The organism is Lacinutrix jangbogonensis, assembly GCF_000797445.1.
Classification (GTDB): domain Bacteria; phylum Bacteroidota; class Bacteroidia; order Flavobacteriales; family Flavobacteriaceae; genus Lacinutrix; species Lacinutrix jangbogonensis.
On record NZ_JSWF01000028.1, the window covers coordinates 216,915 to 243,161 of the forward strand.

Annotated in this window: 24 protein-coding genes; 2 read left to right on the forward strand and 22 right to left on the reverse strand. The window is 31.6% G+C overall.

What is annotated here, in order from left to right; genetic code table 11:
- Window positions 1–51: 51 nt before the first annotated feature.
- The 15 genes from cysD to RH82_RS10015 form a co-directional block, all read right to left on the reverse strand.
- Complete coding sequence (gene cysD, locus RH82_RS09945; RefSeq protein WP_034060386.1) at window positions 52–957, reverse strand: sulfate adenylyltransferase subunit CysD; 906 nt, start codon at window positions 955–957, stop codon at window positions 52–54.
- Window positions 954–1,553 (reverse strand): adenylyl-sulfate kinase, encoded by a 600-nt coding sequence (gene cysC / locus RH82_RS09950; RefSeq protein ID WP_034060387.1) that lies wholly within the window; start codon window positions 1,551–1,553, stop codon window positions 954–956. Before cysC ends, cysD begins: the two co-directional genes overlap by 4 nt.
- A gap of 10 nt (window positions 1,554–1,563) precedes the next feature.
- Window positions 1,564–2,016 carry a DUF2061 domain-containing protein gene (locus RH82_RS09955; RefSeq protein WP_034060388.1) on the reverse strand — a complete coding sequence of 151 codons (453 nt, stop codon included), beginning with the start codon at window positions 2,014–2,016 and terminating at the stop codon, window positions 1,564–1,566.
- A 23-nt stretch (window positions 2,017–2,039) separates the two neighbouring features.
- Window positions 2,040–2,510: a hypothetical protein gene (locus RH82_RS09960; protein WP_034060390.1), complete on the reverse strand. Its 471-nt coding sequence runs from the start codon at window positions 2,508–2,510 to the stop codon at window positions 2,040–2,042.
- An 11-nt stretch (window positions 2,511–2,521) separates the two neighbouring features.
- Entirely contained in the window at window positions 2,522–3,736 is a 1,215-nt protein-coding gene (gene wecC / locus RH82_RS09965) for a UDP-N-acetyl-D-mannosamine dehydrogenase (protein ID WP_034060392.1), read from the reverse strand.
- A gap of 2 nt (window positions 3,737–3,738) precedes the next feature.
- Window positions 3,739–4,863 (reverse strand): non-hydrolyzing UDP-N-acetylglucosamine 2-epimerase, encoded by a 1,125-nt coding sequence (gene wecB, locus RH82_RS09970; RefSeq protein WP_034060393.1) that lies wholly within the window; start codon window positions 4,861–4,863, stop codon window positions 3,739–3,741.
- A 139-nt stretch (window positions 4,864–5,002) separates the two neighbouring features.
- Window positions 5,003–5,878 (reverse strand): dTDP-4-dehydrorhamnose reductase, encoded by an 876-nt coding sequence (rfbD, locus tag RH82_RS09975; protein WP_034060395.1) that lies wholly within the window; start codon window positions 5,876–5,878, stop codon window positions 5,003–5,005.
- 84 nt (window positions 5,879–5,962) lie between these two features.
- Complete coding sequence (rfbC, locus tag RH82_RS09980) at window positions 5,963–6,511, reverse strand: dTDP-4-dehydrorhamnose 3,5-epimerase (protein ID WP_034060397.1); 549 nt, start codon at window positions 6,509–6,511, stop codon at window positions 5,963–5,965.
- A gap of 18 nt (window positions 6,512–6,529) precedes the next feature.
- Window positions 6,530–7,390: a glucose-1-phosphate thymidylyltransferase RfbA gene (rfbA, locus tag RH82_RS09985; protein WP_034060399.1), complete on the reverse strand. Its 861-nt coding sequence runs from the start codon at window positions 7,388–7,390 to the stop codon at window positions 6,530–6,532.
- Entirely contained in the window at window positions 7,391–8,407 is a 1,017-nt protein-coding gene (gene rfbB / locus RH82_RS09990; protein WP_034060401.1) for a dTDP-glucose 4,6-dehydratase, read from the reverse strand.
- Between the two features lie 226 nt (window positions 8,408–8,633).
- Window positions 8,634–9,890 carry a nucleotide sugar dehydrogenase gene (locus tag RH82_RS09995; RefSeq protein ID WP_034060403.1) on the reverse strand — a complete coding sequence of 419 codons (1,257 nt, stop codon included), beginning with the start codon at window positions 9,888–9,890 and terminating at the stop codon, window positions 8,634–8,636.
- Window positions 9,891–9,989: 99 nt separating this feature from the next.
- Window positions 9,990–11,057 (reverse strand): hypothetical protein, encoded by a 1,068-nt coding sequence (locus RH82_RS10000; RefSeq protein ID WP_034060405.1) that lies wholly within the window; start codon window positions 11,055–11,057, stop codon window positions 9,990–9,992.
- Window positions 11,058–11,074: 17 nt separating this feature from the next.
- Window positions 11,075–12,763, reverse strand: coding sequence for a DUF6909 family protein (locus RH82_RS10005; RefSeq protein WP_034060407.1), 1,689 nt, complete (start codon window positions 12,761–12,763; stop codon window positions 11,075–11,077).
- 43 nt (window positions 12,764–12,806) lie between these two features.
- A complete protein-coding gene (locus tag RH82_RS10010) occupies window positions 12,807–14,291 on the reverse strand; it encodes a GH3 family domain-containing protein (RefSeq protein WP_034060408.1) in 1,485 nt (494 codons plus the stop codon).
- Window positions 14,292–14,293: 2 nt separating this feature from the next.
- Entirely contained in the window at window positions 14,294–15,166 is an 873-nt protein-coding gene (locus RH82_RS10015; RefSeq protein ID WP_034060410.1) for a M23 family metallopeptidase, read from the reverse strand.
- A gap of 127 nt (window positions 15,167–15,293) precedes the next feature.
- Here RH82_RS10015 and RH82_RS10020 point away from each other — a divergent pair, with 127 nt between their 5' ends.
- Window positions 15,294–15,479, forward strand: a complete 186-nt coding sequence (locus tag RH82_RS10020; protein WP_034060412.1) for a Sec-independent protein translocase subunit TatA/TatB — start codon at window positions 15,294–15,296, stop codon at window positions 15,477–15,479.
- 109 nt (window positions 15,480–15,588) lie between these two features.
- Here RH82_RS10020 and RH82_RS10025 read toward each other — a convergent pair whose 3' ends face one another.
- The 4 genes from RH82_RS10025 to RH82_RS10040 all read right to left on the reverse strand — a co-directional run bounded on the left by RH82_RS10025 (window position 15,589) and on the right by RH82_RS10040 (window position 21,198).
- On the reverse strand, window positions 15,589–16,578 hold the full coding sequence (locus RH82_RS10025; RefSeq protein WP_034060414.1) for a DUF4837 family protein: 990 nt from the start codon (window positions 16,576–16,578) through the stop codon (window positions 15,589–15,591).
- Between the two features lie 24 nt (window positions 16,579–16,602).
- Window positions 16,603–18,192 carry a LysM peptidoglycan-binding domain-containing protein gene (locus RH82_RS10030; protein ID WP_034060415.1) on the reverse strand — a complete coding sequence of 530 codons (1,590 nt, stop codon included), beginning with the start codon at window positions 18,190–18,192 and terminating at the stop codon, window positions 16,603–16,605.
- Window positions 18,193–18,253: 61 nt separating this feature from the next.
- A complete protein-coding gene (locus RH82_RS10035; protein WP_034060417.1) occupies window positions 18,254–19,441 on the reverse strand; it encodes a phosphoglycerate kinase in 1,188 nt (395 codons plus the stop codon).
- 59 nt (window positions 19,442–19,500) lie between these two features.
- Window positions 19,501–21,198: a hypothetical protein gene (locus tag RH82_RS10040; RefSeq protein WP_034060419.1), complete on the reverse strand. Its 1,698-nt coding sequence runs from the start codon at window positions 21,196–21,198 to the stop codon at window positions 19,501–19,503.
- 94 nt (window positions 21,199–21,292) lie between these two features.
- On the opposite strand from RH82_RS10040, the gene RH82_RS10045 reads away from it, so the two are divergent.
- Window positions 21,293–22,447: a DNA polymerase III subunit gene (locus RH82_RS10045; protein WP_034060421.1), complete on the forward strand. Its 1,155-nt coding sequence runs from the start codon at window positions 21,293–21,295 to the stop codon at window positions 22,445–22,447.
- A gap of 67 nt (window positions 22,448–22,514) precedes the next feature.
- On the opposite strand, the gene RH82_RS10050 is transcribed toward RH82_RS10045, so the two are convergent.
- The 3 genes from RH82_RS10050 to mnmG form a co-directional block, all read right to left on the reverse strand.
- A complete protein-coding gene (locus tag RH82_RS10050; RefSeq protein WP_034060423.1) occupies window positions 22,515–23,030 on the reverse strand; it encodes an OmpH family outer membrane protein in 516 nt (171 codons plus the stop codon).
- 224 nt (window positions 23,031–23,254) lie between these two features.
- Window positions 23,255–24,118, reverse strand: a complete 864-nt coding sequence (locus RH82_RS10055) for a class I SAM-dependent methyltransferase (RefSeq protein WP_034060425.1) — start codon at window positions 24,116–24,118, stop codon at window positions 23,255–23,257.
- Between the two features lie 114 nt (window positions 24,119–24,232).
- On the reverse strand, window positions 24,233–26,104 hold the full coding sequence (mnmG, locus tag RH82_RS10060) for a tRNA uridine-5-carboxymethylaminomethyl(34) synthesis enzyme MnmG (protein ID WP_034060426.1): 1,872 nt from the start codon (window positions 26,102–26,104) through the stop codon (window positions 24,233–24,235).
- Between the last annotated feature and the right edge of the window lie 143 nt (window positions 26,105–26,247).

Genomic DNA, 26,247 nt, shown 5'->3' on the forward strand with positions numbered 1-26,247 from the left:
TGTTTTTTTATTGAATAGATTCCTGCTTTCATAGGAATTACAAATTAATCTCTAGAAATACCCTTGACGCTTTCTATCTTCCATTGCAGATTCAGAACGTTTATCGTCGCTTCTATTTCCACGTTCTGTGTTACGCATTCCTGCAACTTCTGTAGCAATTTTTTCTAATGTATCTGCTTCAGATTCGTCTCCTCCAGTAATTGTAATATCTCCTAAAGTTCTAAAACGTATTTTTTTAGTTACTACTTCTTCGTGGTCTTCAAGTATTAAGAACTCTGAATTTGGAATCCATGTATCTTGTCTCCAAACCACTTCACGTTCGTGTGCAAAATATAAAGATGGTATTGCAATATTTTCTCTTTTTATGTAGTTCCAAACATCCATTTCTGTCCAGTTACTAATAGGAAATGCTCTAAAATGTTCTCCTTCAAAATGCTTACCGTTAAATATGTTCCATAATTCTGGTCTTTGGTTTTTAGGATCCCATTGTCCAAAATCATCTCTATGTGAAAAGAAACGTTCTTTTGCTCTTGCTTTTTCTTCGTCACGTCTTCCGCCACCAATAGCACAATCTATTTTATTAGATTCTATAGCGTCTAAAAGCGTTGTTATTTGAAGTGCGTTACGTGTTGCATTTTTACCTTTTTCTTCTGCTACACGACCATCGTCTATAGATTCTTGTACAGAACCAATAATTAGTTTTACGCCTAAATCTTCTATAACATCATCTCTAAATTGAATAGTTTCAGGAAAGTTATGCCCTGTATCAACGTGCATTAATGGAAATGGTATTTTTGCAGGATAAAAAGCTTTCTTAGCTAAATGTGTTACTAAAATAGAATCTTTTCCTCCTGAAAACATTATTACTGGGTTTTCAAATTGTGCCCAAACTTCACGTAAAATAAAGATTGCTTCACTTTCTAATTCATCTAAATAATTTAAGTAATATTTACTCATTGCTCCAGTTTTAATTTAGGTTTTATATAATTCATGATATCATGAACAGCTTCTTCTACCGTTTTTTCTTCGGTTTTAATTTCAATCTCTGGGTTTTCTGGTGCCTCATAAGGTGCAGAAATTCCTGTCATATTTTTAATTTCACCAGCTCTAGCTTTTTTATAAAGACCTTTTACGTCTCTTCGCTCGCATTCTTCTACACTAGTGTTTACATAAACTTCGACAAAGTTAACATCTTTAACGATATTTTTAATGTTCTCTCTGTCTTTTTTATAAGGAGAAACAAACGCGGCTAATACGACCAAACCAGAATCTACTATTAAATTAGATATTTCCGCTATTCTTCTAATATTTTCTGTTCTATCTTCTGGATCAAAGGTTAGATCTTTATTTATGCCTTTTCTAATATTGTCTCCATCAAGCGTGTAGGTTTTTATACCCAATTTATATAGTTGTTGTTCTACAACATTTGCTATTGTTGATTTTCCAGATCCAGAAAGACCTGTAAACCAGATTAAAAATGAATTGTGTTTATTATTATTTTGCCTATCTTTTTTTGATATTTGATAGTTATGAGGGATGATGTTTTCTTTCATTTATTACTTCTTATTTAAACCTAAAAAGATAGTTTCTAATTCTTCCTAATGGTAATTTTAGCCATATTTTTTCATGTACATAATAGAGTACGAATTTGGTAAATAATTCTGTAAGCGCAATATATAGAGCAATTTCGTTAAAACTTTTTAATACGATACCTGAAATAACAAAAGTCATTGTAGTGGCAACAATTCGCCATGAAATGGATTTATAAAGAATTTCTCTATTGGTTGTTGCTTGTTTACCAAGATAACGTAGCCATATTCTTTCATGAAAATAAAATATTGCTAATTTTATTAAAAACTCTGAGGCGCCAATTTTTATTGCATCTTCTATACTACAATTCTCTAATAAGCAAGTAATAAGTAGTACTACTAGAATTGTATCTGTCGTTGCTACAAAACGCCATGAAATTCCTTTAAGGATACTTCTTATATGTGAAGATTTTTTTAAGGTTGCCATATTTAATTATTATGCTTTATAGATTAAAGACCAATATTTCTAATCCATAATGTTTTGCCATACTCCTTAGCTCTATATTTATCTCGATCATACAAAAATAACCGAATACTATCAATAAATTTTATTGGAGCCTTTACATTTTTTATAATATACTTATTATCTCCAAAAGCTTCTATACTAGGTTTACAGTCCCATATATAACTTGGCTTTACATTTCCATTTTTATTCGTAATTGTATCACTAAAAACACGTATTCCTAAAGAGTATCTCTCTACATCAATTGGTTTTGTCTTTGAATCTAACTTAAGAATTAAAGAAAACTCTCCTATTTCTTTCCGTTGAATCAAAAACTTTTCTATTCTAAAACTCTTAATAAAAGTGTGGTTGATATTTCGAGTATTAGAAATATTTTTTAACCCATTCACTAAATACCCGTCTCTTTTACAAGAGGCTAATAAAACAAAAAAAATGAGTATTCCTACAAATCTCTTCATAACTTAGTCTACTATTTAAACACGCCACAAAAATCTAACACAACTTTATCTGAAGGCAGTTCTAATGTTTTAAATTCGTCGTGTGCTACTAAAAATGCAACAATATCTGCTTTTTCAACAGCTTCTTTATATTCTGTTATTTTAAATACGTTATGCTCTGTAATATTAGGTTCAACAATGTAGTATTCTCCATTATTAGCGTTTTGCAATACTTTTTGAGCAATATATTTAGCTGGAGACTCCCTTAAATCATCAATATTTGGTTTAAAGGCTAATCCCATTAAAGCAATACTTGGCTTATGGCCATGTTTTAATTCAAATTCTAATTTTGCGGTTTGTATTTTTTCAGCACACCAAAACGATTTGTAATTATTTATCTCTCTAGCTTTTCCAATAATTTTAGATTCCATTGGATATTCTGCTACAATAAAATAAGGGTCAACTGCGATACAGTGTCCACCTACTCCACAACCAGGTTGTAATATGTTTACTCTTGGGTGTTTATTTGCTAATTCAATAAGATCCCAAACATTAATATCTGCTTTATCACAAATAAGTGATAACTCATTTGCAAAAGCTATTTGTACGTCTCTAGATGAGTTTTCTACTAATTTACACATTTCTGCTGTACGTGCATTGGTTCTATGTAAATCTCCTTTTATAAATTCTCTGTAAAAAGCTAAAGCTTTTTCTGTTGATTTTTCATCTACACCACCAATAACTCTGTCGTTATGCACTAACTCGTACATTACATTTCCTGGTAAAACACGTTCTGGACAATACGCTATATTAATTTTACCTGCTAACTCTGGTCTTTCAGTAAAAATTAATTGCATCATTTTCTCCGTAGTTCCCACAGGAGACGTAGACTCTATAATATATAAATCGTCTTCTTTTAATAATGGTAATACAGCACGTGTTGCGGATTCTACAAAAGAAATGTCTGGTTCGTTTTTAGCTTTAAATGGCGTTGGAACAACTATTAAATAAGCACTAGCTTCAACTGGAGTTGTAGCAGCCTTTAAATAGCCTTCTTTTACAGCCTTTGCAACAGCGATATCTAGTTCTGGTTCTACAATATGAATTTTCCCTTGGTTAATAGTTTCTACTACAGATGGGTTAATATCTACACCGTGAACATATGTTTTGTTTTGGGCTATTAAAGCTGCTGTTGGTAAACCAATATAGCCTAAGCCAACCATTACAACACTTGGTTTATTACTCATGTTTATAAATTAGATATGAAATTTACTATTTTACTACAAGCAGTGCCATCTCCATAAGGATTATGTAATTTGCTCATTTTTAAATAGGCCTCTTTGTTATTTAATAAGTTATTTGTCTCGTTTACTATTTTATCTTTATCAGTTCCAACTAAAAAAACTGTTCCGGCCTCAACAGCTTCAGGTCTTTCAGTTGTATCTCTCATTACTAGAACTGGTTTCCCTAAACTTGGTGCTTCTTCTTGAACACCTCCACTATCTGTAATAATTAAATAGGATTTATTCATTAACCAAACAAATGCTGGATATGATAATGGGTCTATTAATTTCACATTCTCAATGTCGGCTAACAATTCATACACCGGTTTTTGAACATTTGGATTTAAATGTACTGGGTAAATGATTTGAACATCGCTATTAGACTCAGCTATTTCCTTTAATGCACTACAAATATTTATAAATCCTTGCCCATGATTTTCACGCCTGTGACCAGTTACAAGTATTAGTTTTTTAGAATTATCTACTACAGGTTTTAAATTTTCTACTTCGTTATCAGAATAATTAGATGAAGTCACCTTTCCAGAACTAAAATCTAATGCGTCTATTACGGTATTCCCAGTAACAAGAATATTGCTTTCTGAAATATTTTCGTTTAATAAGTTTTGCTTAGACGTTGTAGTAGGCGCAAAGTGATAATCTGAAATACTACCTGCAATACTTCTATTTACCTCTTCTGGAAATGGAGAACGTTTATTAAAAGTTCTTAAACCAGCTTCTACATGACAAACTTTTGCTCCAGAGTAAAAAGAAGCTATACTGGCAGCCATTGTTGTAGTGGTATCACCATGAACATATACATAATCAGGCTGAAACTCTTCTAAAATTGGTTTAAGATTAGTAATAATATCTGCTGTTAGTGAGTATAGATTTTGATTTGGTTTCATTAAATCTAAATCATAATCAGGTTTTATCTCAAAAAAAGATAAAACCTGGTCTAACATTTCTCGATGTTGAGCTGTTATACATACTTTAGTTTCGAACTCATTTTTGTTTTTTAGAAACTCCTTAACCAAAGGTGCCATCTTAATAGCTTCTGGTCTGGTCCCGAAAATGATAAGGTTTTTTTTCATTAATTATTGATGCTTTTTGCGAGTACAAAAATAGTATTTTTAAAAAGATTTTTTTGTTATTTTAAAAAGAAACTTGCTTTCGTCGATTAAAGTGTTTTTTTAACGTTGCTTTACAGTAATTATAAAGAAGTGACCGTTATTACTTTAATTTTTGAGACGATATAGATTCAATAATTTGTTCTAAGCTACTTTTCCAATCTAAAATATCCAAATTAAAAACGCTGTTAATTTTTGTTTTATCTAAAACACTATATTTTGGTCGTTTCGCTTTTGTTACAAATGTCTTTGAAGTTACTGGATTAATTTTAATTGACGTATTCGTTAACTCAAAAATTGCTTTTGCAAAACCAAACCAAGTTGTTTCGCCTAAATTGCTAAAATGGTATATACCATATGCTTGGTTGTTACTCTCTATTATTTTTATTATTACTTCAGCTAGATCATTAGCATTTGTTGGTGTCCCCTTTTGGTCGTTAACTACTGATATTTCATCTCTTTCTGATGCTAACTTGAGCATTGTCTTAACGAAGTTGTTACTATATTCTGAATATAACCAAGATGTTCTAATAATATAATATTTTTCTAAAACCAAGCTAATTGCTTCCTCACCTTTAAGTTTTGTTAAACCATAAACTCCTAATGGGTTTGTTACATCGTTTTCCTTGTATGGTTTTTCACTATTGCCATCGAATACAAAATCTGTTGAAATATGAATTAAAGTTATATCATACTTTTCACAAGCTTTAGCTAAGTTTTTTACGCCTTGAACATTTATATTGTTTGCTGCCTTTTCTTCATCTTCAGCTGTATCCACAGCTGTATATGCTGCGCAATTAATACAATAATTAAAATTTATTTTTTCTAAAAAAGATTCAATTACATTCTGTCTAGTAATATCAAATTCTTCTTTACTTGCAAAAGTAAATTCAATAGTATTACTTTTTTCCGAACACCTGTTTTTTATAGCCTGCGCTAATTGTCCATTTGCACCCGTTACTAAAACTTTAGTTTTCATGTGTTATTTTCTATTTTTTTTATGGTCACATGCTATTCGTTATTAACCATTTCTTTAGGTTTTGAGTTCTTCAGGACACTCGTTTCATGGTAAAATAGCGTTTTTGAATGTATTAAGAATAATGTCTTTTTCTGAAACAATAAACTCTTTTTTTGATAATTTCCAGTCTATATTTAAATCTGTATCGTTAAAAATTATGCCTTGCTCAGAATCTTTATTATAGTAATTATCGCACTTATATGAAAAAATAGCAATATCACTCAATACTATAAATCCATGAGCAAAACCTCTAGGAACAAAAAGTTGCTTTTTATTTTCTTCGGAAAGTTCTACTGAAATATAGCCTCCAAACGTTTTAGAGTTTTTTCTTAAATCTACAGCGACATCTAAAACCTTACCTTTTACCACACGGACCAATTTTGCTTGAGCATGCTCTCCTGTTTGGTAATGCAAACCTCTTAAAACACCTTTTGTAGAATACGACTCGTTATCCTGAACAAATATAGTTTCAGAATTTGTTAAATCTTTAAATTTTATTACGTTAAAACTTTCAAGAAAATAACCTCTTTTGTCTTCAAAAACATTAGGCTCAATAATGTAGCAGCCCTTTAATTTAGTTTCAAAACTTTTCATTTAATTTAGTTTCTTTTATTACTCAATAATATTAAGAAGGTGTTTTCCGTAGCCACTTTTTACTAGTGGTTTAATAAGTTCTTGAAGTTGAAATTTATTAATATATCCCATTCTATAAGCGACTTCCTCAATAGCTCCTATTTTTAACCCTTGTCTCTCTTCTATTACTTGAACAAACTGTGATGCTTGCATTAGTGAATTAAATGTTCCAGTGTCTAACCAAGCTGTGCCCTTATCTAAAACACTAACTTTTAACTTTCCTTGTTTTAAATATTCTTTATTAATGTCTGTAATTTCTAATTCGCCTCTGTGACTTGGTTTTATGTTTTTAGCAATATCGACAACTTCGTTATCGTAAAAATATATACCTGGTACGGCATAATTAGATTTAGGTTTTTCAGGCTTTTCTTCAATTGAAATAACATTTCCATTATCATCAAACTCGGCAACACCATAACGTTCGGGATCATGCACATGGTACGCATAAATAATTCCACCTTCTGGATCATTATTCTCTTGTAGCAGTCTCTCTAAACCTGTTCCATAGAATATATTATCTCCTAATATTAATGCCACTTTATCGTTACCAATAAATTCCTCACCAATTATAAAGGCTTCTGCTAAGCCATTAGGAGCTTCTTGAACTGCATATTGAAAATTACATCCAAATTTTTTACCATCTCCTAAAAGTGCTCTAAATAGAGGCAAATCATGAGGAGTAGATATAATAAGGATCTCTTTTATCCCTGACCACATTAATGTAGATAATGGATAATATATCATAGGCTTATCATAAATAGGCATTAGTTGCTTACTTACTGCTAAAGTTAATGGGTGAAGTCTTGTGCCGGATCCTCCAGCTAGAATAATACCTTTCATTTAATCGTTATATTTTGTTAAATACCAACCTATGGTTTTTTTTATTCCAGTTTCAAAATTTTCTTCCGCTTTCCATCCTAGTTCATTTTCAATTCTTGCGGCGTCTATTGCATATCTAAAATCGTGACCAGGTCTGTCTGTAACAAAAGTTATTTGTTCTTTATATGATTTTAAACCTGGTCTAACTTCATCTAAAATTTCACATATAGTATCTACAATGTAGAGATTATCTCTTTCGTTCTTTCCCCCTATATTATAGGTTTCTCCTGTTTTTCCTGTTTTAAAAACAAGTTCGATTCCTTTACAATGATCTAAAACATACAACCAATCTCTTATGTTTTTGCCATCTCCATATATTGGAATTGGTTCTCCTGATATTGCTTTTCTAATAATTGTAGGTATTAATTTTTCATCATGCTGTTTTGGTCCATAATTATTAGAACAATTAGTGGTAACTACATTCATACCATAAGTATGGAAATAGCTTCTTACAATAAAATCTGAAGCTGCTTTAGAAGCGCTATACGGACTATTTGGAGCATATGGTGTTTGCTCTGTAAATAACCCAACTTCTCCTAATGTTCCATAAACCTCATCTGTTGAAATATGATGAAATCTTGCGTTTTCGAACTCATTTTTTACTTGATTAGGCCCATCCATCCAGAAGTTTTTTGCGACATCTATTAAGTTAAACGTACCCGTAATATTGGTATCTATAAATGCGCCTGGGTTTTTTATTGAATTGTCTACATGAGACTCTGCTGCGAAGTGAATAACACCATTGAACTTATACTTCGTAAATAATTTTTCGATTAACTCCCTATTACATATATCGCCTTGAATAAAAGTATAGTTTTTAGAATTTTCTACCTCTTTAATATTAGATAGATCTCCTGCATATGTAAGTTTATCTAAATTTACTAAATGAACTTTGGGATTGTTTTCTAAAAAATAGGGCACAAAATTAGAACCTATAAAACCGGCTCCACCAGTAACTAAAAAAGTTAAATTCAACATCTTATATATGATTTTTAATTTCCCTATAAGAGTTGTTCGTCTTATAGACTGTTTTGTTTACTTATTACAAAATCTTTATGTGTGTGTATTACATAAATCAATATAGTGTCTATGTAAACTTTATAATGTTAATATTCCGTTGTAAAAATAGTCTTTTTAGAAAGATTTAAAAAATTTCATTAATGTGTTATGGCTCTAAAATAATTCTAATAGCCTTTTATTTTTTTTAAAGCCTTACTGTTGCCAAGTTTTCTGGCAAAAACCCTTTTAAATCAAATACAACTGTGTTTTCAGATGCTATGTTTTCCCAATCTAGATCCTTAAATTCATTATGTTTAACAGCTAAAATAATTGCTTTGTATTCACTATGTATTTCTTTAATTAAATCAATATCATATTCTTTTTTAACCTCTATCTCATCCGCAAAAGAATCATAAACATCGACCTCCATACCAAAGTCTTTTAACTCGTTAATAACATTAATTACTCCTGTATTTCTAATATCTGGACAGTTTTCTTTAAACGTAATTCCTAAAATCAAAACTTTTGAAGCCTTAATTTCACTTCCTTTATTTGCCAATAATTTCACTAATTTATTTGCCACAAATATCCCCATATTTGAGTTTATTCTTCTTCCTGCCAAAATCACTTCTGGATTATAACCAACAGACTCTGCCTTATGTGTAAGATAATAAGGGTCTACACCAATACAATGCCCTCCGACCAAACCAGGCGTAAATGGTAAAAAATTCCATTTTGTTCCTGCTGCTGCTAAAACCTGTGTTGTATCAATATCTAATTTATCGAAAATAATAGCTAACTCGTTGATAAAAGCTATGTTTAAGTCACGTTGGGTATTCTCTATAACTTTTGCTGCTTCTGCTACTTTTATTGAACTTGTTTTATGAGTTCCAGCAGTAATTATCCTTTTGTATAGATTATCTACCACTGTGGCTATCTCGGGAGTACTTCCAGAAGTTACTTTAATAATTTTACTAATTGTGTGCTTTTTATCTCCTGGATTAATGCGTTCTGGAGAATAACCACAATAGAAATCTTTATTAAATACAAGACCACTTTTTGACTCTAATATTGGAGCACAAATTTCTTCAGTACAACCTGGATAAACCGTAGACTCATAAATTACAATATCGCCTTTTTTTAAAACCTTTGCAATCGTTTCGCTTGCACTAATTATTGGAGTTAAATCCGGAGTATTATTTTTAGTAATTGGGGTTGGTACTGTTATTATATAGATATTTGCTTCTTTTATATCTTCAATTTTATTTGTAAAAAGTAGTGTCTTTGTAGCCTTTAATACTTCATAAGACACTTCTAGAGTACTGTCTATATTGTTTTTAAGAGCAGTGATTCTTGAATTATTAATATCAAAACCTATTACTTGAATTTGTTTTTTTGAAAACTCAACTGCTAATGGTAATCCCACGTAGCCTAATCCAATAATGGCAATTTTTTTCATCATAATTAATGCAGGTTGTAATAAAGAATAACTGAATTATTTTATTAATTTAGGAACTCTTTAAAGCAAGTTTGAATCATCTTTATATTGCTAGTAACAGAATCAATCTTCGTAGTTTTTAACGTAAATTACTGTTCTTTTACCTAAATAAAACAAGCATAATAAAAGAAAACTTAAGGCAGGAAAAACAAAAGTAAATCTTTTCAACAATCTTACTTCATGATATCCAACTGGCTGAAAACTAGATATAATATCTACAAAAACATCTTCGGTAACTCGTTTTTCATCAAGTTTTCGCAATTGGTCTCTTAATGCTAATTCTTTATCAAGCAATGCATATTCCTTGGTATCAACTTCTTGGTCCTTAGTAAGGAATAGGTCTCCCATTTTAACCGGTTGACCAGGATTATTTGCTTGATCTTGTAAAACTTTTAAATAGATAGCTTGTAACTTCTCTACCTGTTTTAAACTGTTTTCAATATTTTCTCTTTGGATTTCATATAATAATGTGTCCTTCATCTTTTTTGATGAAGAATAGGCGTTAGTAAATGCAGTATTAATTCCAAAAGTAAGGTCACTGAATATATTATTTTTATTAGATACAGCTGTAATTAAAAATATATTTCCAGAGTATATACTTCTATCTTCTAGATATTTATCATAATCTACTTGTTCTCTACCAAAACTATCCAAACCTCTAGCAAATGCCTGATATTCCTTAATTCGATCATTTTCTGTTTCTGGCCCTGGCTCGATAACAAATTCATTAATATCAGTTACATCAATCTTAGGTGTGTATTCTGAATTAAAAATCTTATCTAGTTCTTCATGTTCATTATTAGAAATTAGAGAGTTGAAAAAACCAATATTATTTACTAATTGGTATTTGGAATCAAAATAAGGCTTAACCAACATTTGAGATTTGTAAAGTGGAATTTGTGTAATTTCTACTGCATAACCAATTATTGCGGATAACAAAATGACACCTATAATAACTTTCCAGCCATCAATAAATATTTTAAGGGCATGAATAATTAGTGAAAAAATAGATTTAAAAAAAGAACCTATAAATTTAAAAAAATTATTTATTGCATTCCCAATAAGGTTAAAAAGCACAATTAAATCGATTTCCTCATTTGTGTTTTTATTAGATGGTAATTCTTGACTCATAATATATATTCTAATAATTAATTAAAAATTTGTTGTAATATTTTTCTTGTTATTAAATATGTTGGTTTCACACCAGATGTTCCTAAACCTCCAGAGGCTAGTGTGCTTCCCGTTTCTAATGGATTATCACTAGCATAATAAGCATATCTTACTTTTACATCAGGGTTTATACTACCTCGTACTTTTGATGCAGCTTGAATTGCTTTTTGGTAATGTGCGCCTTCCATTTCAAGTCCAATAACGTTCCAAGTCGAGTTAAAAAAGAATTTTAAAATGTCTTTATTTTGAAGCGATGTACCCAAAACAGTAATCATGCTACCTTCGTAAATAGCAACACCTTGATTATCTAAATCTTCTTTACTTAATTCGTTTTTAAATGGATAATTATCTGCTGTGCCTTCGAATATGTGTGCAGAAGGAATCATAATATCTCCTTTAGCACCTTCTAAAATTCCAGCTTTTCCCATAATTGAGATAGACTCAATGTTTAAATGTGTTTTTTCTTCTCCTTCTTCAAAAGGCTTTAAAAATTCATCTATAGTCTCATAAGCTTGCTCCCCAAAAGCATAATCCATTACAAAAAGCACAGGTTTTTCAGTATCATTTTCAGGCTTATTAAGTCCTAAATCTGTAAGGCTTAAATCTAGTTTGGCTGTATCAAAAATCTGAACATTTATGTTAGTTCCAGAAGTGTCTTTGATATAAATCATTCCTTGCTGTAACGCTTTCTGTGTCACTTTATTGCGTAAACTTTCGTTTTCTGAACTACTTAATGCTTCGTAAACTTCAAAAATATCTTTTTTAGCAGTTAAATTCTTTAGTGCTTGTGGTGCGTACAAAGTGTTCATAACACTATGTAGGTTGGCACTAATTATATGTATTGGTCTTGAAAGTAAACCATTAACTTTAAGTGTTTCTTTTATGGTGTTTGCCCAACTTTCTCCATGAATATGATGGCCTAAACGCTCACGTAAAACAGGACTAAAGGTAACTGTACGTTTGTTATTATTTATAACCTCATCTATTGCCAGTTTTCCCAGCCAATAGACAATTTCTAATAAACGTTCTGGGTGTTTTGTTGTTGCAAAATCATTATATACATCGCTTAACTCTTTAAAAGTGCGACCTAAAATATTTGCGGTATGTGTTATTGCTATTTCACGTTCTTGTTTCGTGAATTTCTTTTTACTTAAAACAGCAGTCTCCAATTTAACCCAATCCCTTGTTGTAGTGCCTTTATCGTCTATAACTACCCGTTTAAAAATTTTATGAGATTCAACAAAAAGAAATGTTAAGTGCGTTAAAATATCGTAAATTTCACTACGTCCACGCGTAATTTCAATATTCATTTGCTCGGCATCAATTCTGTAGCAATTACGTCTTCTTTTTGGTGGAATTATAGGTTCGAAATGAGAATCTGCATAACCTTCATCACTGGTTAGGTTAATAAAACGACACTCTTGAATACCTATTGGAAGTCTATCTATAACATATAAAAGCCCTTCTAATTCTGCTTTTTCATCTGCAATAGAACCATAAATCTCTGGTCTTAATACTAAAAGTGCTTCGCGTAAGGTTTCTCCAGAAATTCCCATTGGCTTATAAAAACCACGATTGAATAAATGTCGCATCGTAATGTACATTCTTTCAATAGCATTTGAGCTTTCTTGGGCTCTAGTTCTTTCGTGTTTTTTAAATTTACTCATGTAACGTCTTTAGCTGGCGAATATACTATTTTTTCAATAAAATTTATGGTTTTAATACATTTGCTATTTTTCGATCGTTTGCTAAACGCGGAATTTTATTTTGACCTCCTAATTTACCAATAGATTTCATGTAGTTTTGAAATCCATTTTTCTTAACAACCGATATTTTTAAGGGTTGCAACACCTTACCTACAATTAAATCTAAATAATAACTATTTTGTTGCTGTAAAGCCTCGTCTATTTTTTTCGCTAAAACGGAAAGACTTTCTGGTTCATTTTCAAATTCTATAAACCATTCATGATATGGCAAACCAGATTCTGGGCTTATTTGTGGCGCAACAGTAAACTCATTAATTCTTACCGAAGTGTTTTCTGTAGCCTCTTTTAAAGCATATTCTACTTCTTTACTAATAACATGTTCGCCGAAGGCAGAAATAAAGTGTTTTATACGTCCAGATACAATTACGCGATACGGTTTAGTGCTTGTAAAAATAACGGTATCACCAACATTATAAGCCCATAACCCGGCGTTTGTTGAAATAATTAAAACGTAGTTTTTACCAACTTCAATATCCTTTATGGTAATACGTGTTGGATGGGCTTCAAAAAACTCTTCCACCAAGATAAACTCATAAAACATTCCAGAGTTTAACTGAAGTAGCATTCCTTTTTCGTTTTGCTTGTCTTGAAATGCAAAAAAACCTTCACTTGCTGGATACAGTTCTATACTATCTACTTTTCTTCCAATTAAGTTTTCGAACTTTGCTCTATAAGGTTCGTAATTAACACCTCCAAAAATGAATAAGTTGAAGTTCTTAAAAATATCACCTACTTTCTGTCCTGTTCTATTCTGAAGTTTTTCAAAATACATTTGAACCCAAGATGGAATACCAGAAATAATAGTCATGTCTTCTGGCAATGTTTCTTCTACAACAGCATCTACTTTAGTTTCCCAATCTTCTATACAATTGGTTTCCCAAGAAGGTAGTCTGTTTTTTTGAAGGTACTTTGGAACATAATGTGCTACAATTCCAGATAATCTTCCTAATTGCACTCCATTTTGTTCTGTTAAAATTGGACTGCCTTGTAAGAAAATCATTTTTCCATCTACAAACTTAGAGTTTCCTGTTTCGTGAATATAAAGCAATATTGCATTTCGAGCTGCATTAACGTGATTAGGCATGCTTTGAGCAGTAATAGGAATATATTTTGCACCAGATGTTGTTCCGGAAGTTTTAGCAAAATAGAGTGGTTTCCCTTTCCAAAGAATGTCTTTCTCTCCCGCGACTACTCTTTCAACGTAAGGTTTTAGTGCTTCGTAATCTCTAATAGGTACACGTTTTATAAAATCATCGTGGTTATTTATATTTATAAAATCATGGTCTTCTCCAAACGCGGTTTTCGACGCTTCAGAAATTAAATTGTGAAATACTTTCTCTTGGGTTTCAATAGGGTTATTGGCCCATTTCTGAACTTTCTTATGTATATATATTGCAAATGGTTTTGCGAATAGTGATTTTAACGACATATTTATTTCTTAAAATCTATAAAATTTGTTGGGTTTACGGAATAGCCATCACTCCATAATTCAAAATGTAAATGTGGTCCTGTAGTTAAATCTCCTGTATTTCCTGAAGTTGCAATTACTTCACCTGCTTTTACCAAATCGCCTTGCGTTTTAGTAAGAGTTGTATTGTGTTTGTATACAGAAAGTAAGCCATGACTATGCTCTATTAATATTACAAAACCTGTTTCGGCTGTCCATTCTGCAAAAACAACTGTTCCATCTGCAGTGGCTTTAATGGGTGTGTTTTTAGCAACTACAATATCTACTGCGTAATGTTTATTTTCTATACTATATTCCTCACTAATTTCGCCATTTACAGGTGGAAATAACACGAAATTAGTTTTAGATTTTGCAGTTTCAAAAAGGTTGTATTTATCTTCTTTATCTACTTTTGATCTTAAAAGAGAATCTGCTTCATTGGCTGATAAATCTATTTCAGTTGGGTCTATTTTTGCAGATTCGATAATAGAGTCTCTGTTAAACTCTACAGTGCTCACCTCTCCTTTTAGTACTTTTTTTATTGAAGCATAATATTGATCGTTATATGTAATAACCTGCTGTAAAGAATCTGTTTTAAAATTAAGTTCTACAGCTTGCTTTTTTAATGCTGTTGAAGAATAGCCAGGAATGTATTCTCGTAATGGTGTAAAAGCGATTAGTAAAATAGTAAAACCTATAAGTGCTATTGATGAAATACCAAGCAATACAAACACATTTAATAGCGTAAGCTTAAATGTCAATCGCTCCTCGAAAGTATCTTCGTTTAAAATGACTAAACGAAACTTATGAAGTAGTTTTTTTGATATTTTTTTGGTCTTTTTAGTCTTCTTATCCATGAGTAATCATCTTAAAACAAAAGTAAATAAAAATATAGCTTTTCCTATTTAACAATATGCTAAAGTTAGCTTTAAAACGCTATTATTAAACTTTAATTACTAACTTTGTGCTATAAATACATTTATTATGATATCACTAGGTATATTTTTAGGAGCATTTGGACCATGGCAAATTGGATTAATAGTTATAGCTATTTTATTACTCTTTGGAGGTAAAAAAATCCCAGAACTTATGAAAGGACTTGGAAGCGGCATTAAAGAATTTAAAGATGCCAGTAAAGAAGATGAGGAAAAAGCTGAAGAAAAAAAGTAGAATTCTATACTATAGAACATAAAAAAAAACAGCATGTTCGAATGGATTTTAGTTTTGAATTGTCTTGTTATTTTTGTAAAATTTTTTTATGTTCTGTATTTTGAAAACACTAGTTAACTCTAATAGATTTTATAATAGATTCTAACTCAAAAACGTAGTTACGCTTAGAGACAGATGGCGCAAATGCAAAACCTTCGGCAACTACATATCTATCGTTAACCTTATCTTCTATAATATACATAATAAATGGTCCAGACATAAACTGGTTTTTTACATCCCAAAGTCCTTTTACCTCTATTGTTGGTTTGTTATCAATAATAGTTTCGTAAACATGCGGCGCATAAGCCATTTCTGTAGCCATATAACTACCATCTGCAGGTCCTGGAATATATTTTTTACCAATAGAATCTCTAGTTCTAATAATTTGACTAACCAAACTATCGTTCTTTTTTATAGCACTTAATGGTAATTCGTAAAACACGATATTAGTATATCCTGTTGGTATATCTCGTTTTATCCAATTAAATTTATCTTCGGGTTTTGCAATTGTATTTGTAACTCTGTAATACGATGGAAACTTTACTTTTATATCTAACGCTTCTTGAACGGCCTTATTTCTTGATAAAGATTTGCTCATTTGTTTTTGCTTATATCTTATTTCTTCAGCTTTTAAAGCCTCAATAATATTATCCGCATTTTTATTTATTTGAGCTTTAATTTCTGTAATATCTTTTCCAGAAACAGTCACAATTTTTTGAGGCCTTGCATGTACATCTCTTTCAATTTTAAAACCGGATTCACCTTGTTCTACCTTTAAAATACTTCTGCTTTGTTTAGCAAAACCAGTAAAAACAGGAGTTGGAATCTGTGATAAAGAAAACATTGGCTCTGGTTGAGGCAAACCGTCTATTGATTGCGTCATAACGCTTCTTATAGTTTCTCCAACAGTGTTTTTCCATAGCTCGTTGTCCACAACAATGGCAATTTTATTAAAAGGGCCTGCAGAATCTGGAAGTATTCTTATAACCTTTTTACTACCATCATTATTACAAGAAAATGTAGTTGCTATGACAACTACTAATAGAATAAGTTTACGCATAATTTGTTTATTAAATTGGTGTTACTAACTTTTAGAAACTCTTAAAGTCATACCTGGTTTTAAATTAGTACTACTAATATCGTTCCAATCTTTAATATCTTGTAAAGAAACTCCTGATAATTTTTGAGAAATGCTCCATAATGAGTCTCCAGTTTTTACTATATAAGTCTTCCCTTTAAAATTTGGAGTACTTTTGGGTTTCCTAGCAGCTTTTGTTACAGATGAAGGATTTCGTGGATAAACGGTTAGCCGCTGTCCAATTTTTAAACTGTTACTGCGTAAACCATTCCACCGTTTTAGTTCACTCACACGAACACCAAACTTTCTAGCAATTTTACCTAAATAATCGCCTTGCCTAACTTTGTATCTTGTTTTTGTATCTGCGTTTAATAATTGTGGTAAAGGTTTTTCACGTTTATCAAATTCAGCTTTTGCAAAAGCATACATTTCACTTTCATTATTTACAAAAGCACCAATAACATTTCTTGGCAATCTTAAAGTATAATTTTTTCCTTTTATATACGGAATAACATCTAATTTATATGACGGGTTTAAAAACTGAAGCGTCTCCATTTTTACACCTGTAAACTCCGAAACCTGATCTAAAGTAATCATCTGTTTTACGCGAATAGTATCGGTTTCAACATAATTAAATAGAGGTTTATGTTGCACAAAACCATGCTCTTCAGCATATTCAAAAATATACATTGTTGCCAAAAAAGCCGGTACATAACCTGCAGTTTCACGTGGTAAATTAGGCCTAATATTCCAGTAGTTTTTATAACCACCAGAACGTCTAATTGCTTTACTTACATTTCCTGGCCCAGAATTATAAGCTGCCAATGCTAAATCCCAATCACCAAAAATTTGATATAGTTTAGCTAAGTATTTTGATGCCGATTCGGTAGATTTAATAGGGTCACTACGTTCGTCTACATAGCTACTTACGTCCAAGCCGTATTGCTTTCCTGTGGCAAACATAAACTGCCATAAACCTGTTGCTCCAACTCGCGATTTTGCTCTGGGTTTTAGTGCAGATTCTACAATCGCAAGGTACTTAATCTCTAACGGGATATTATAGTTATCTAATTCGCGTTCGAACATTGGGAAATAATATTTACTCAATCCCATTAAACGCTCCATAGATTGGTGCCTTTTTTTTAGCCAACGTTTAATTAAGTTTTCAAGTTGCGGATTATACTCTACATTAAAAGGTGTTCTGGCATTCAAGCGCTCTAACCTTGCTTTTAATGTATCTGTAGGTAATTCTGGGTAGTAAACAGCTTCATATTTAAGATCTGTAACATCGCGATAAATAGTATCGAAAAGCGAAGTGCTATAAAGCTCTTCCATCCATTTTTTATCGATATCTGAAGAAAATGCATTGTCTTGTAGTTCCTTAGCTAAATCTATAGTTTTTAAGGGTTGAAGAGACTTTTTAAAAAAGGCTTTATTATCCACAATTGTATCTATTACATCCCTTTCTCCTGCTATTAATTCAGATTCTAAAAGGTGCGTTTTTTTAACCTCTAAAGAGTCTTGTTCTTGTGCATGAAGTACAATTGCAAAGAAAAGTAAACAAAATAGAACTATATGTTTGATAAATAAATTCATTTAAAAAGATTGCGTTTAAAACTAACGTAATAGTAGCTAAAAAGGTATTAAAGCATAAGTCTTATTCTAAAATAGCTGCAATCCCGGGTAATGTTTTACCCTCTAAACTTTCTAACATTGCACCTCCTCCAGTGCTTACGTAGCTTACTTTTTTATCGAAACCAAACTGTTTCACTGCGGCGACAGAATCTCCTCCTCCGACTAAAGAGAACGCTCCGTTTTTAGTAGCTTCTGCAATTGAATTACCTAATGCTATTGTTCCATTTGCAAAGTTTTCCATCTCGAAAACGCCTAAAGGACCATTCCATAAAATGGTTTTGCTTTGCATTACAACGTTGTGAAATTGCTTTCTAGATTCTGGTCCTGCGTCCAATCCCATCCAATGTTCTGGAATAGCCGTAATGTCACAAACTTTAGTATTTGCATCGTTACTAAAGGCGTCTGCAATTATAGAATCTATAGGAATATGAATAGTAACGTTTTTCGCTTTCGCTTGCTTTAAAATATCTAAAGCCATTTCCATTTTGTCATCTTCTACTAAAGAGTCTCCAATAGTTCCTCCTTGTGCTTTTACAAAAGTAAATGCCATGCCTCCTCCAATAATGATATCATCTACTTTGTCCAAAATGTTTTCTATAACTGTAATTTTAGATGATACTTTTGCTCCTCCTAAAATAGCTAAAACAGGTTTGTCGTCCGACTCTAAAACTTTATCAATACTTTTTATTTCTTGTTCTAATAAATTGCCAAAACACTTTTTTTCTGGGAAAAATTGAGCTACAACTGTTGTAGATGCATGTGCTCTATGCGCTGTACCAAAAGCATCGTTTACATAGATATCTCCAAGTTTTGAAAGTTTTTTAGCAAAATCAACATCTCCTTTTGTCTCCTCCGCATGGAAACGTAAATTTTCTAAAATTAAAAGTTCTCCCGATTTTAAATTAGCGGCAGCCTCTTCTGCTTCAGCTCCAATGCAGTTAGAAACAAATTTAGTTTCAACTCCTATTATATTTTCAACTTTACTAAGAATATGTTTTAAAGAAAACTCCTTTTGAACTCCTTTTGGTCGTCCTAAATGAGACATTAAAATACAGCTTCCACCATCTTCTAATATTTTTATTATTGTTGGTTTTGCTGAAGAAATTCTAGTGGCATCAGTAACATTAAAATTAGCGTCTAATGGCACATTAAAATCTACTCTAACTAATGCTTTTTTATCTTTAAAATTAAAATCGTTAAGGGTCTTCATTTTAGTGGTGTATTATTTTATATGAACAAAAATAATCTTTATTTTTTTATAAATAATATTTATATAGTAGGTGAATCTATATTAACTTTAAAAACCCAAATACCCTCTAAATAATCTAATGCATCTAGCCTACTGCGCTCCTTAAGTGCTACATATATGTCTTCCGTATTAAAAACAGAAATATAATACCAATTGTTTTTAGGATTAATAAATACTTCTGTTTGATAGCCTTTTTTAAGTAATAACGCATTCCAACGATCTGCTAAATACTTTTTTGAAAACACATTAGTAATAACATAATATCCTCTTCGTAACTCTGACGACTCCATGCCTTCACTGTTATTTATGTCTATAATTAAACTTTCAAAATCCTCTGGAATTAATGGGTTTACTTCGTCTATTATTTCTTCATTTGAAACAACAACATTATCGTCTTCGTATTTATCCTGTTCTAATATAGTTTCATTTTCTAATTTTGAAGCGTCAATGCTTGGAGTTGTTTTTGGTTCTGGATTGTTTATTACCAATTCCTTATCATCTGAACTCGCTAAAACTTTAGAGGAAGACATTTCATTGTCTGTATTTACAATACTTTCATTGTTTAGTTTTGTATTTAAATCTATAGGAATAAGGTCTTCTTTGTTTTGTTGTAAATCATAAAAATCTTGACTAATCTCGGTTTCAAACGCGGTAAAAAATAAATAAAAGCGATCTGATTTAGTGTTAAATCTTAAGGTTGCTTCAGTTGTATTCTTACCTATTATTTTATTGTTTTCATTTGGGACTTTTATTTGTGCTAAATCGAAACCTAAAGTGTTTCTACTGTTTGGATTACGATTTATAAACAGTTCATTATCTTTAGTTGTTATGGTACTATTAAAAAAGTTTTTTTCATGTCTTATTTTGTTAGATAATGGTATATAAGTACTGTCTTGAGGGTTAAATACTAATGATTGGTCCTGCTTTAGTCTGCTATCTCCTTCTAATGCGGCCATAGTTATAGATGCATCTATAAAGCCTTCTCTAGCAGTTATAAATTGATTTAAAGCAATATCTAAGGGTTTGTTTTTTTCTAAAACAGCCAAACCATGGTAAGTTGTAATGTATTTTGGGTTGTCTTTGGGTTTTTCGTAAACCACATACAAAACCCAACCAGCAGAGCTTCCTCCTGAAGTAAAACCTTGGGTTGCTTTAATATTTGCAACAGTATAGGCTCCATTTATGTTGTTGTTATCAATTAAATTTGTAACATCTGCATAACAGACATAAGGTGAGCTCTCTTTAAACTTCTCATTTTCAAAACCATCAAAAAGAACGTCTCCTAAAACTGATTTATAGTCACCGTTTGGCGTTTTAAACTTTATAATATTAAAGATACTATCTCTTTTCCCTTTTCCTATGTAAAATATCTTATTTCCTCTTTTTCTTTTAACACCTTTTTTATAACCGTATATGGCGCTCCAGTACAATCCAGCGTAAACAATTTTGTTATTATTTTTTAAAAGTTCTAAATTTGCGGAGCTTGAACTAAAAGTAGAATTATCATTATCTACGTCAACATATTTCATGTTAATTTGATCATTAACTATGTTTATCGTATTAAACGCCTTTTTTTTATGTTTGCTTAAAATATTGTTACCAATACTTATAGCATCACCGTGAACATAAAACTGTTCATTAAGATGGAATGTTTTAGTTTCTTGTGCATAAACAAGTATATTGAACAGTAGCGCAATCAAAAAATACTTTTTATTCATAGGTTTAATTCTTGAGTATAATACTATATATTTATAGTTTGGATAAAACTAAATTTTTTTATGTACCACAAAACTCTGCAACTATAATTATTATATGAATTTTATTAACATTATTGGACAAGCCCATGTTAAAAACCATTTAAAGCTAAGCGCAGATAATGGTAGAATACCTCATGCGCAACTTTTTATTGGTCCAGAAGGATCTGGTACTCTACCAATGGCTATTGCCTATGCACAGTACGTTTTATGTGGTAATACTGATGCCGAAAATAGTAACGGAAATACTGCTTGCAATCTAAAATTTAATAACTTTTCGCATCCAGATTTGCATTTTGCCTTTCCTGTAACAACTAATGATAAAATAAAAAGGCATCCGGTTTCTAAGCATTTTTTAGTAGAATGGAGAGATATGTTGACCAAACAACCTTATGGAAACTTATTCGATTGGTACAAACAATTAGGTGTTGACAATAAACAAGGCCAAATCGGAGTAGATGAAGCACAAGATATTATTAAATCTCTTGCTCTAAAATCTTACGAAGGCGGTTATAAAGTCATGTTAATTTGGATGGCAGATAAAATGAATACTGCCGCTTCAAACAAACTTTTAAAGTTAATTGAAGAGCCACCAAATAAAACTATTTTTATTCTTATTGCTGAAGAAGAAGAACAAATAATCAACACTATTAAATCGCGTTGTCAATTACTACACTTCCCGCCATTGGCTGAAATTGATATAAAAAACGCTCTTATTAAAAACTATGGCCTTACTGAAGCTGTAGCAACTAAAATAGCACATCAGGCCAACGGAAACTATAATAAAGCTTGCGATTTAGTCTATAATGATAGTGAAGATACACAGTTTGAAACTTGGTTTATTTTCTGGATTCGAGCTGCATTTAAAGCTAAAGGTAATAAGGCCGCAATCCATGATTTAATACAATGGAGTGAGGATATTGCTAAAACTGGTCGCGAAACACAAAAGCATTTTTTAAATTTCTGTTTAGGTTTTTTCCGTCAAGCACTATTATTAAATTATAATGCAGACGCTTTGGTCTATATGGAAATTAAAAGCGAAAAGTTTAAACTTGAAAAGTTTGCTCCTTTTGTTCACAACAATAATATCTTAGATATCTCTAACGAATTGCAAGATGCAATTTACCACATTGAGCGCAACGGAAACTCTAAAATAATACTTACAGATTTATCCATAAAATTAACAAGGCTACTTCATAAAAAATCAGAATAAAAGCATTTATAAGCATAAAAAAAACGCTAAATAATAATTTAGCGTTTTTAAAAACTGTATTTGGTTGTTATTGTTTTTTAAACTTACTATCTATTTCTTTAATAATTAGATCAGACAAGTCTAATGCTTCATCGCCATATAAAATAGTACCAATAGACTCGTTAGTACCTATAATAAATTTATAGCCATTTGCTTTTCCGTAGTCTTTTACTGTCGCTTTCATTTTAGAAATAACAGAATCAACGTCTGCCTGATAAGCCGTTTGCATTTTCTGCTGTTCTGCCTGCATCATCTGTTGATATTGTTGCGCCTTTGCTTGAAACGGTTGCATAGCTTCTTGTTGTTTGTTTTGGGGCATTTTAGCTACTTGAACTTGTAATATTTGATATTCTGATTGGTACGCTTTACCAATACTATCTGCACGCAATTTAAAAGATTCGTTTAAAACATCGTATTTAGATTCAATGTCTTTTTTCTCTTGAATATCGTTAATTACTTTTCCGTTATCTACAAATCCCATTTTTTGTTCTTGGCAAGATGCAAATGTTACCAAAACGATAAGTGCTAATATTAATTTTTTCATTTTAAAATAATTTTGTGTTTTGGCAAAAATAGAAAAGAGAAATAATTTAACTGCAATAATTCTTAATAAAAACTTATTATAGAGATTTATTATTAATATAATTGGTCGAAATAGTTTTTAACTATTGTAAACGGATTAAAATAAAGCGTTTTAATGGCTTTTATAGAAACCCACTAGCAAACTTAAAGATCGGTTCAATACAAAAGCACCACGGTGTCTATTATTTAGTTTTTATAGTTTTTTAGCACATAAATTAAAGAAGAATACTCTCCAGAACGTTTAGCTTTTACATTTGAACGTAATCCAACAAAAAAAGCACGAAGCGGAGTCATAGATTTTCTTTTATACTTTTCTGAAAGTAAACTCACATAAAAAGCATCAAAAACCATAGGAAGTATTTTTTCAACAGTCATGTTTTTTGTTTCAAACAAATTTGAGATTGACTCCTTAGAGAAATGCCAAAGATGTCTAGGCACATCGAAAGCTGCCCAAAACTTTTTGTAATGCAGTGCATCGTGACTATTAAAATTTGGAACTGCAATAACCAAAGTGCCATTAGGCTTTAATAATCTTTTTAAAGTTGAAGTTTGTTCTTCTAAATTTGGTAAGTGTTCTAGAACATGCCAAAGCGTTATAACATCGAAGCTTTCTGCCTTAAAACTTTTTAATTTTTCTATAGTATAAACAGAATCATCACAGGCGTCATTAGCTATTTCTCTTGCTTTTTCATTGGGCTCAATTCCAGAAACATACCATCCATTATCCTTTGCTGTTTTTAGAAACGCTCCCGTTCCACAACCAATATCTAGCAGTTTCTTGTCTTGCACTTGAAACGAATTAATAAGTTTTAATTTTCGTTTCAAGGAAATATTACGAATTGTATGGTATGCTTTTTCAAAAAGATTTCGCTTAGCATTTGTATGAGAAATGTAATCTTCGCTTTCGTAATAACTAGAAAGGTTTTCTGCGGTTGGCTGAGGAGTGGTTTCTAAATAACCAAATTCTAGATTTGGAATTAATTGAAATTCTTCACCTGAAACAGAATGATCCTTAACTTTAATGTATGGTGTCTTTTTTCGATTTTGCACTTATAAATAATATATAACTTGATGGATTCCTCCTTCTCAGGAATAACAAAACTAAATTTCTTTCAAAAATAACTTACATGTTCCACGTGGAACAATATATAGAAAACGTTTCCATTATCGCCCCATAAACACAAGAAGCACTGAAATATCCGCAGGAGAGACTCCGCTTATTCTTGAAGCTTGAGAAATAGTTATCGGTTGAATTTTGTTTAATTTCTCTCGCGCTTCTAGGCTCATTGATTGCAAATTTGAATAGTCAAAATTCAAAGGAATTTTGATGTTTTCCAGTCTATTTAATTTATCTGCATTATTCTTTTCCTTATCGATATATCCCGCGTACTTAACCTGAATCTCAGTTTGCTCTATAACTTCTTTATCCAAATTATGTTGCTGAATATAATTATCTACAGAATCAATTTTGCGCATGTCGTCAATAGTAATATTTGGTCTAGCAAATATTTTATGCATTTTTCCTTGCTGTTTTACAGCAGCAGAACCTTTAGCCTCCAAAACAGGATTTGCCTCGTGAGTTGTAACACTTGTATCTTTGAAAAATTTAACAAAGCGCTCCGACTCCTCACGCTTTTTCTCCATTCTTCTTAATCGTTTTTCACTAGCCAAACCAAGATCATAGCCCTTTGGCGTGAGCCTAAAATCTGCATTATCCTGACGTAACAATGTTCTGTACTCTGCTCGAGACGTAAACATTCTATACGGCTCTTCGGTACCTTTGGTAATTAAATCATCTACCAAAACGCCAATATAAGCTTCGTTCCGTTTCAATATAAAAGGATCCTTTTCTTGTACTTTAAGCGCAGCGTTTATTCCTGCCATTAAACCTTGCGAAGCAGCTTCCTCGTAACCTGTAGTGCCATTAATTTGTCCTGCAAAATATAAACCCTCAACAAGCTTTGTTTCTAATGTGTGTTTTAATTGTGTTGGTGGAAAATAATCATATTCGATTGCATAACCAGGTCTAAAAAACTTGACGTTTTCAAAACCAACAATAGAGCGCATAGCTTTGAATTGAACATCTTCTGGTAGCGAAGTTGAGAACCCGTTAACATACATTTCAACAGTATTCCATCCTTCAGGCTCTACAAATAATTGATGACTATTTTTATCAGCAAATCTATTTATCTTATCCTCAATGCTTGGGCAATATCTTGGTCCGAGACTTTGAATTCTGCCATTAAACATTGGTGAACGATCAAAACCTTCACGCAGTAAATCGTGAACCTTCTCACTTGTATGCCCCAAATAACAAGAACGTTGATGCTCTAATGGCTTAGTAATATCTAAGTACGAGAATTTTTCAGGATTAGCATCTCCCGGCTGTTCTGCCATTTTAGAAAAATCTAAAGAACGACCATCTACTCTTGGTGGTGTTCCTGTTTTCATTCTACCCGATTCGAATCCTAAACTAACCAATTGTTCAGTTATTCCAGTAGCCGCTCTTTCTCCTGCTCTTCCTCCACCAAAATTCTTATTTCCTATATGTATTAATCCATTTAAAAAAGTACCATTGGTTAATACTACAGATTTTGCTTTCACTTCTATTCCTAAAGATGTTTTCACACCTGCCACTTTTCCATTTTCAACAACTAAGCTAGAAACCATATCTTGATAAAAATCAAGATTTTCTGTTCTTTCAAGCATTAACCTCCAATCTTCAGCAAATTTCATTCTATCACTTTGCACTCTTGGACTCCACATTGCTGGTCCTTTAGATTTGTTCAACATTTTAAACTGAATAGCAGAAGTATCACTTACAATTCCACTATAACCGCCAAGTGCGTCAATCTCTCTTACAATTTGTCCCTTAGCAATTCCTCCCATTGCAGGATTACAAGACATTTGAGCAATATTTTGTAAATTCATGGTAATAAGCAGTGTCTTGCTTCCCATATTTGCTGCCGACGCCGCAGCTTCGCTTCCCGCATGACCACCGCCAACAACTATAACATCGTAAATTTCGTTAAACATAATAATATAATTGTTCCACGTGAAACATTTAAAAAATTTAAGTGTTTCAAAATGGAATTAAAAATCCTTTGATTACATATATAATGTTCCACGTGAAACATTACTAATTACTATTTAAAAGTCTGCAAATATAGTGCGAAATA

What these genes read in the sequence shown, in the direction of transcription:
- cysD (WP_034060386.1), bottom strand. Translation starts at nt 957, where the DNA reads ATGAGTAAATATTACTTAAATTATTTAGATGAATTAGAAAGTGAAGCA.
- cysC (WP_034060387.1), bottom strand. Translation starts at nt 1,553, where the DNA reads ATGAAAGAAAACATCATCCCTCATAACTATCAAATATCAAAAAAAGAT.
- RH82_RS09955 (WP_034060388.1), bottom strand. Translation starts at nt 2,016, where the DNA reads ATGGCAACCTTAAAAAAATCTTCACATATAAGAAGTATCCTTAAAGGA.
- RH82_RS09960 (WP_034060390.1), bottom strand. Translation starts at nt 2,510, where the DNA reads ATGAAGAGATTTGTAGGAATACTCATTTTTTTTGTTTTATTAGCCTCT.
- wecC (WP_034060392.1), bottom strand. Translation starts at nt 3,736, where the DNA reads ATGAGTAATAAACCAAGTGTTGTAATGGTTGGCTTAGGCTATATTGGT.
- wecB (WP_034060393.1), bottom strand. Translation starts at nt 4,863, where the DNA reads ATGAAAAAAAACCTTATCATTTTCGGGACCAGACCAGAAGCTATTAAG.
- rfbD (WP_034060395.1), bottom strand. Translation starts at nt 5,878, where the DNA reads ATGAAAACTAAAGTTTTAGTAACGGGTGCAAATGGACAATTAGCGCAG.
- rfbC (WP_034060397.1), bottom strand. Translation starts at nt 6,511, where the DNA reads ATGAAAAGTTTTGAAACTAAATTAAAGGGCTGCTACATTATTGAGCCT.
- rfbA (WP_034060399.1), bottom strand. Translation starts at nt 7,390, where the DNA reads ATGAAAGGTATTATTCTAGCTGGAGGATCCGGCACAAGACTTCACCCA.
- rfbB (WP_034060401.1), bottom strand. Translation starts at nt 8,407, where the DNA reads ATGTTGAATTTAACTTTTTTAGTTACTGGTGGAGCCGGTTTTATAGGT.
- RH82_RS09995 (WP_034060403.1), bottom strand. Translation starts at nt 9,890, where the DNA reads ATGATGAAAAAAATTGCCATTATTGGATTAGGCTACGTGGGATTACCA.
- RH82_RS10000 (WP_034060405.1), bottom strand. Translation starts at nt 11,057, where the DNA reads ATGAGTCAAGAATTACCATCTAATAAAAACACAAATGAGGAAATCGAT.
- RH82_RS10005 (WP_034060407.1), bottom strand. Translation starts at nt 12,763, where the DNA reads ATGAGTAAATTTAAAAAACACGAAAGAACTAGAGCCCAAGAAAGCTCA.
- RH82_RS10010 (WP_034060408.1), bottom strand. Translation starts at nt 14,291, where the DNA reads ATGTCGTTAAAATCACTATTCGCAAAACCATTTGCAATATATATACAT.
- RH82_RS10015 (WP_034060410.1), bottom strand. Translation starts at nt 15,166, where the DNA reads ATGGATAAGAAGACTAAAAAGACCAAAAAAATATCAAAAAAACTACTT.
- RH82_RS10020 (WP_034060412.1), top strand. Translation starts at nt 15,294, where the DNA reads ATGATATCACTAGGTATATTTTTAGGAGCATTTGGACCATGGCAAATT.
- RH82_RS10025 (WP_034060414.1), bottom strand. Translation starts at nt 16,578, where the DNA reads ATGCGTAAACTTATTCTATTAGTAGTTGTCATAGCAACTACATTTTCT.
- RH82_RS10030 (WP_034060415.1), bottom strand. Translation starts at nt 18,192, where the DNA reads ATGAATTTATTTATCAAACATATAGTTCTATTTTGTTTACTTTTCTTT.
- RH82_RS10035 (WP_034060417.1), bottom strand. Translation starts at nt 19,441, where the DNA reads ATGAAGACCCTTAACGATTTTAATTTTAAAGATAAAAAAGCATTAGTT.
- RH82_RS10040 (WP_034060419.1), bottom strand. Translation starts at nt 21,198, where the DNA reads ATGAATAAAAAGTATTTTTTGATTGCGCTACTGTTCAATATACTTGTT.
- RH82_RS10045 (WP_034060421.1), top strand. Translation starts at nt 21,293, where the DNA reads ATGAATTTTATTAACATTATTGGACAAGCCCATGTTAAAAACCATTTA.
- RH82_RS10050 (WP_034060423.1), bottom strand. Translation starts at nt 23,030, where the DNA reads ATGAAAAAATTAATATTAGCACTTATCGTTTTGGTAACATTTGCATCT.
- mnmG (WP_034060426.1), bottom strand. Translation starts at nt 26,104, where the DNA reads ATGTTTAACGAAATTTACGATGTTATAGTTGTTGGCGGTGGTCATGCG.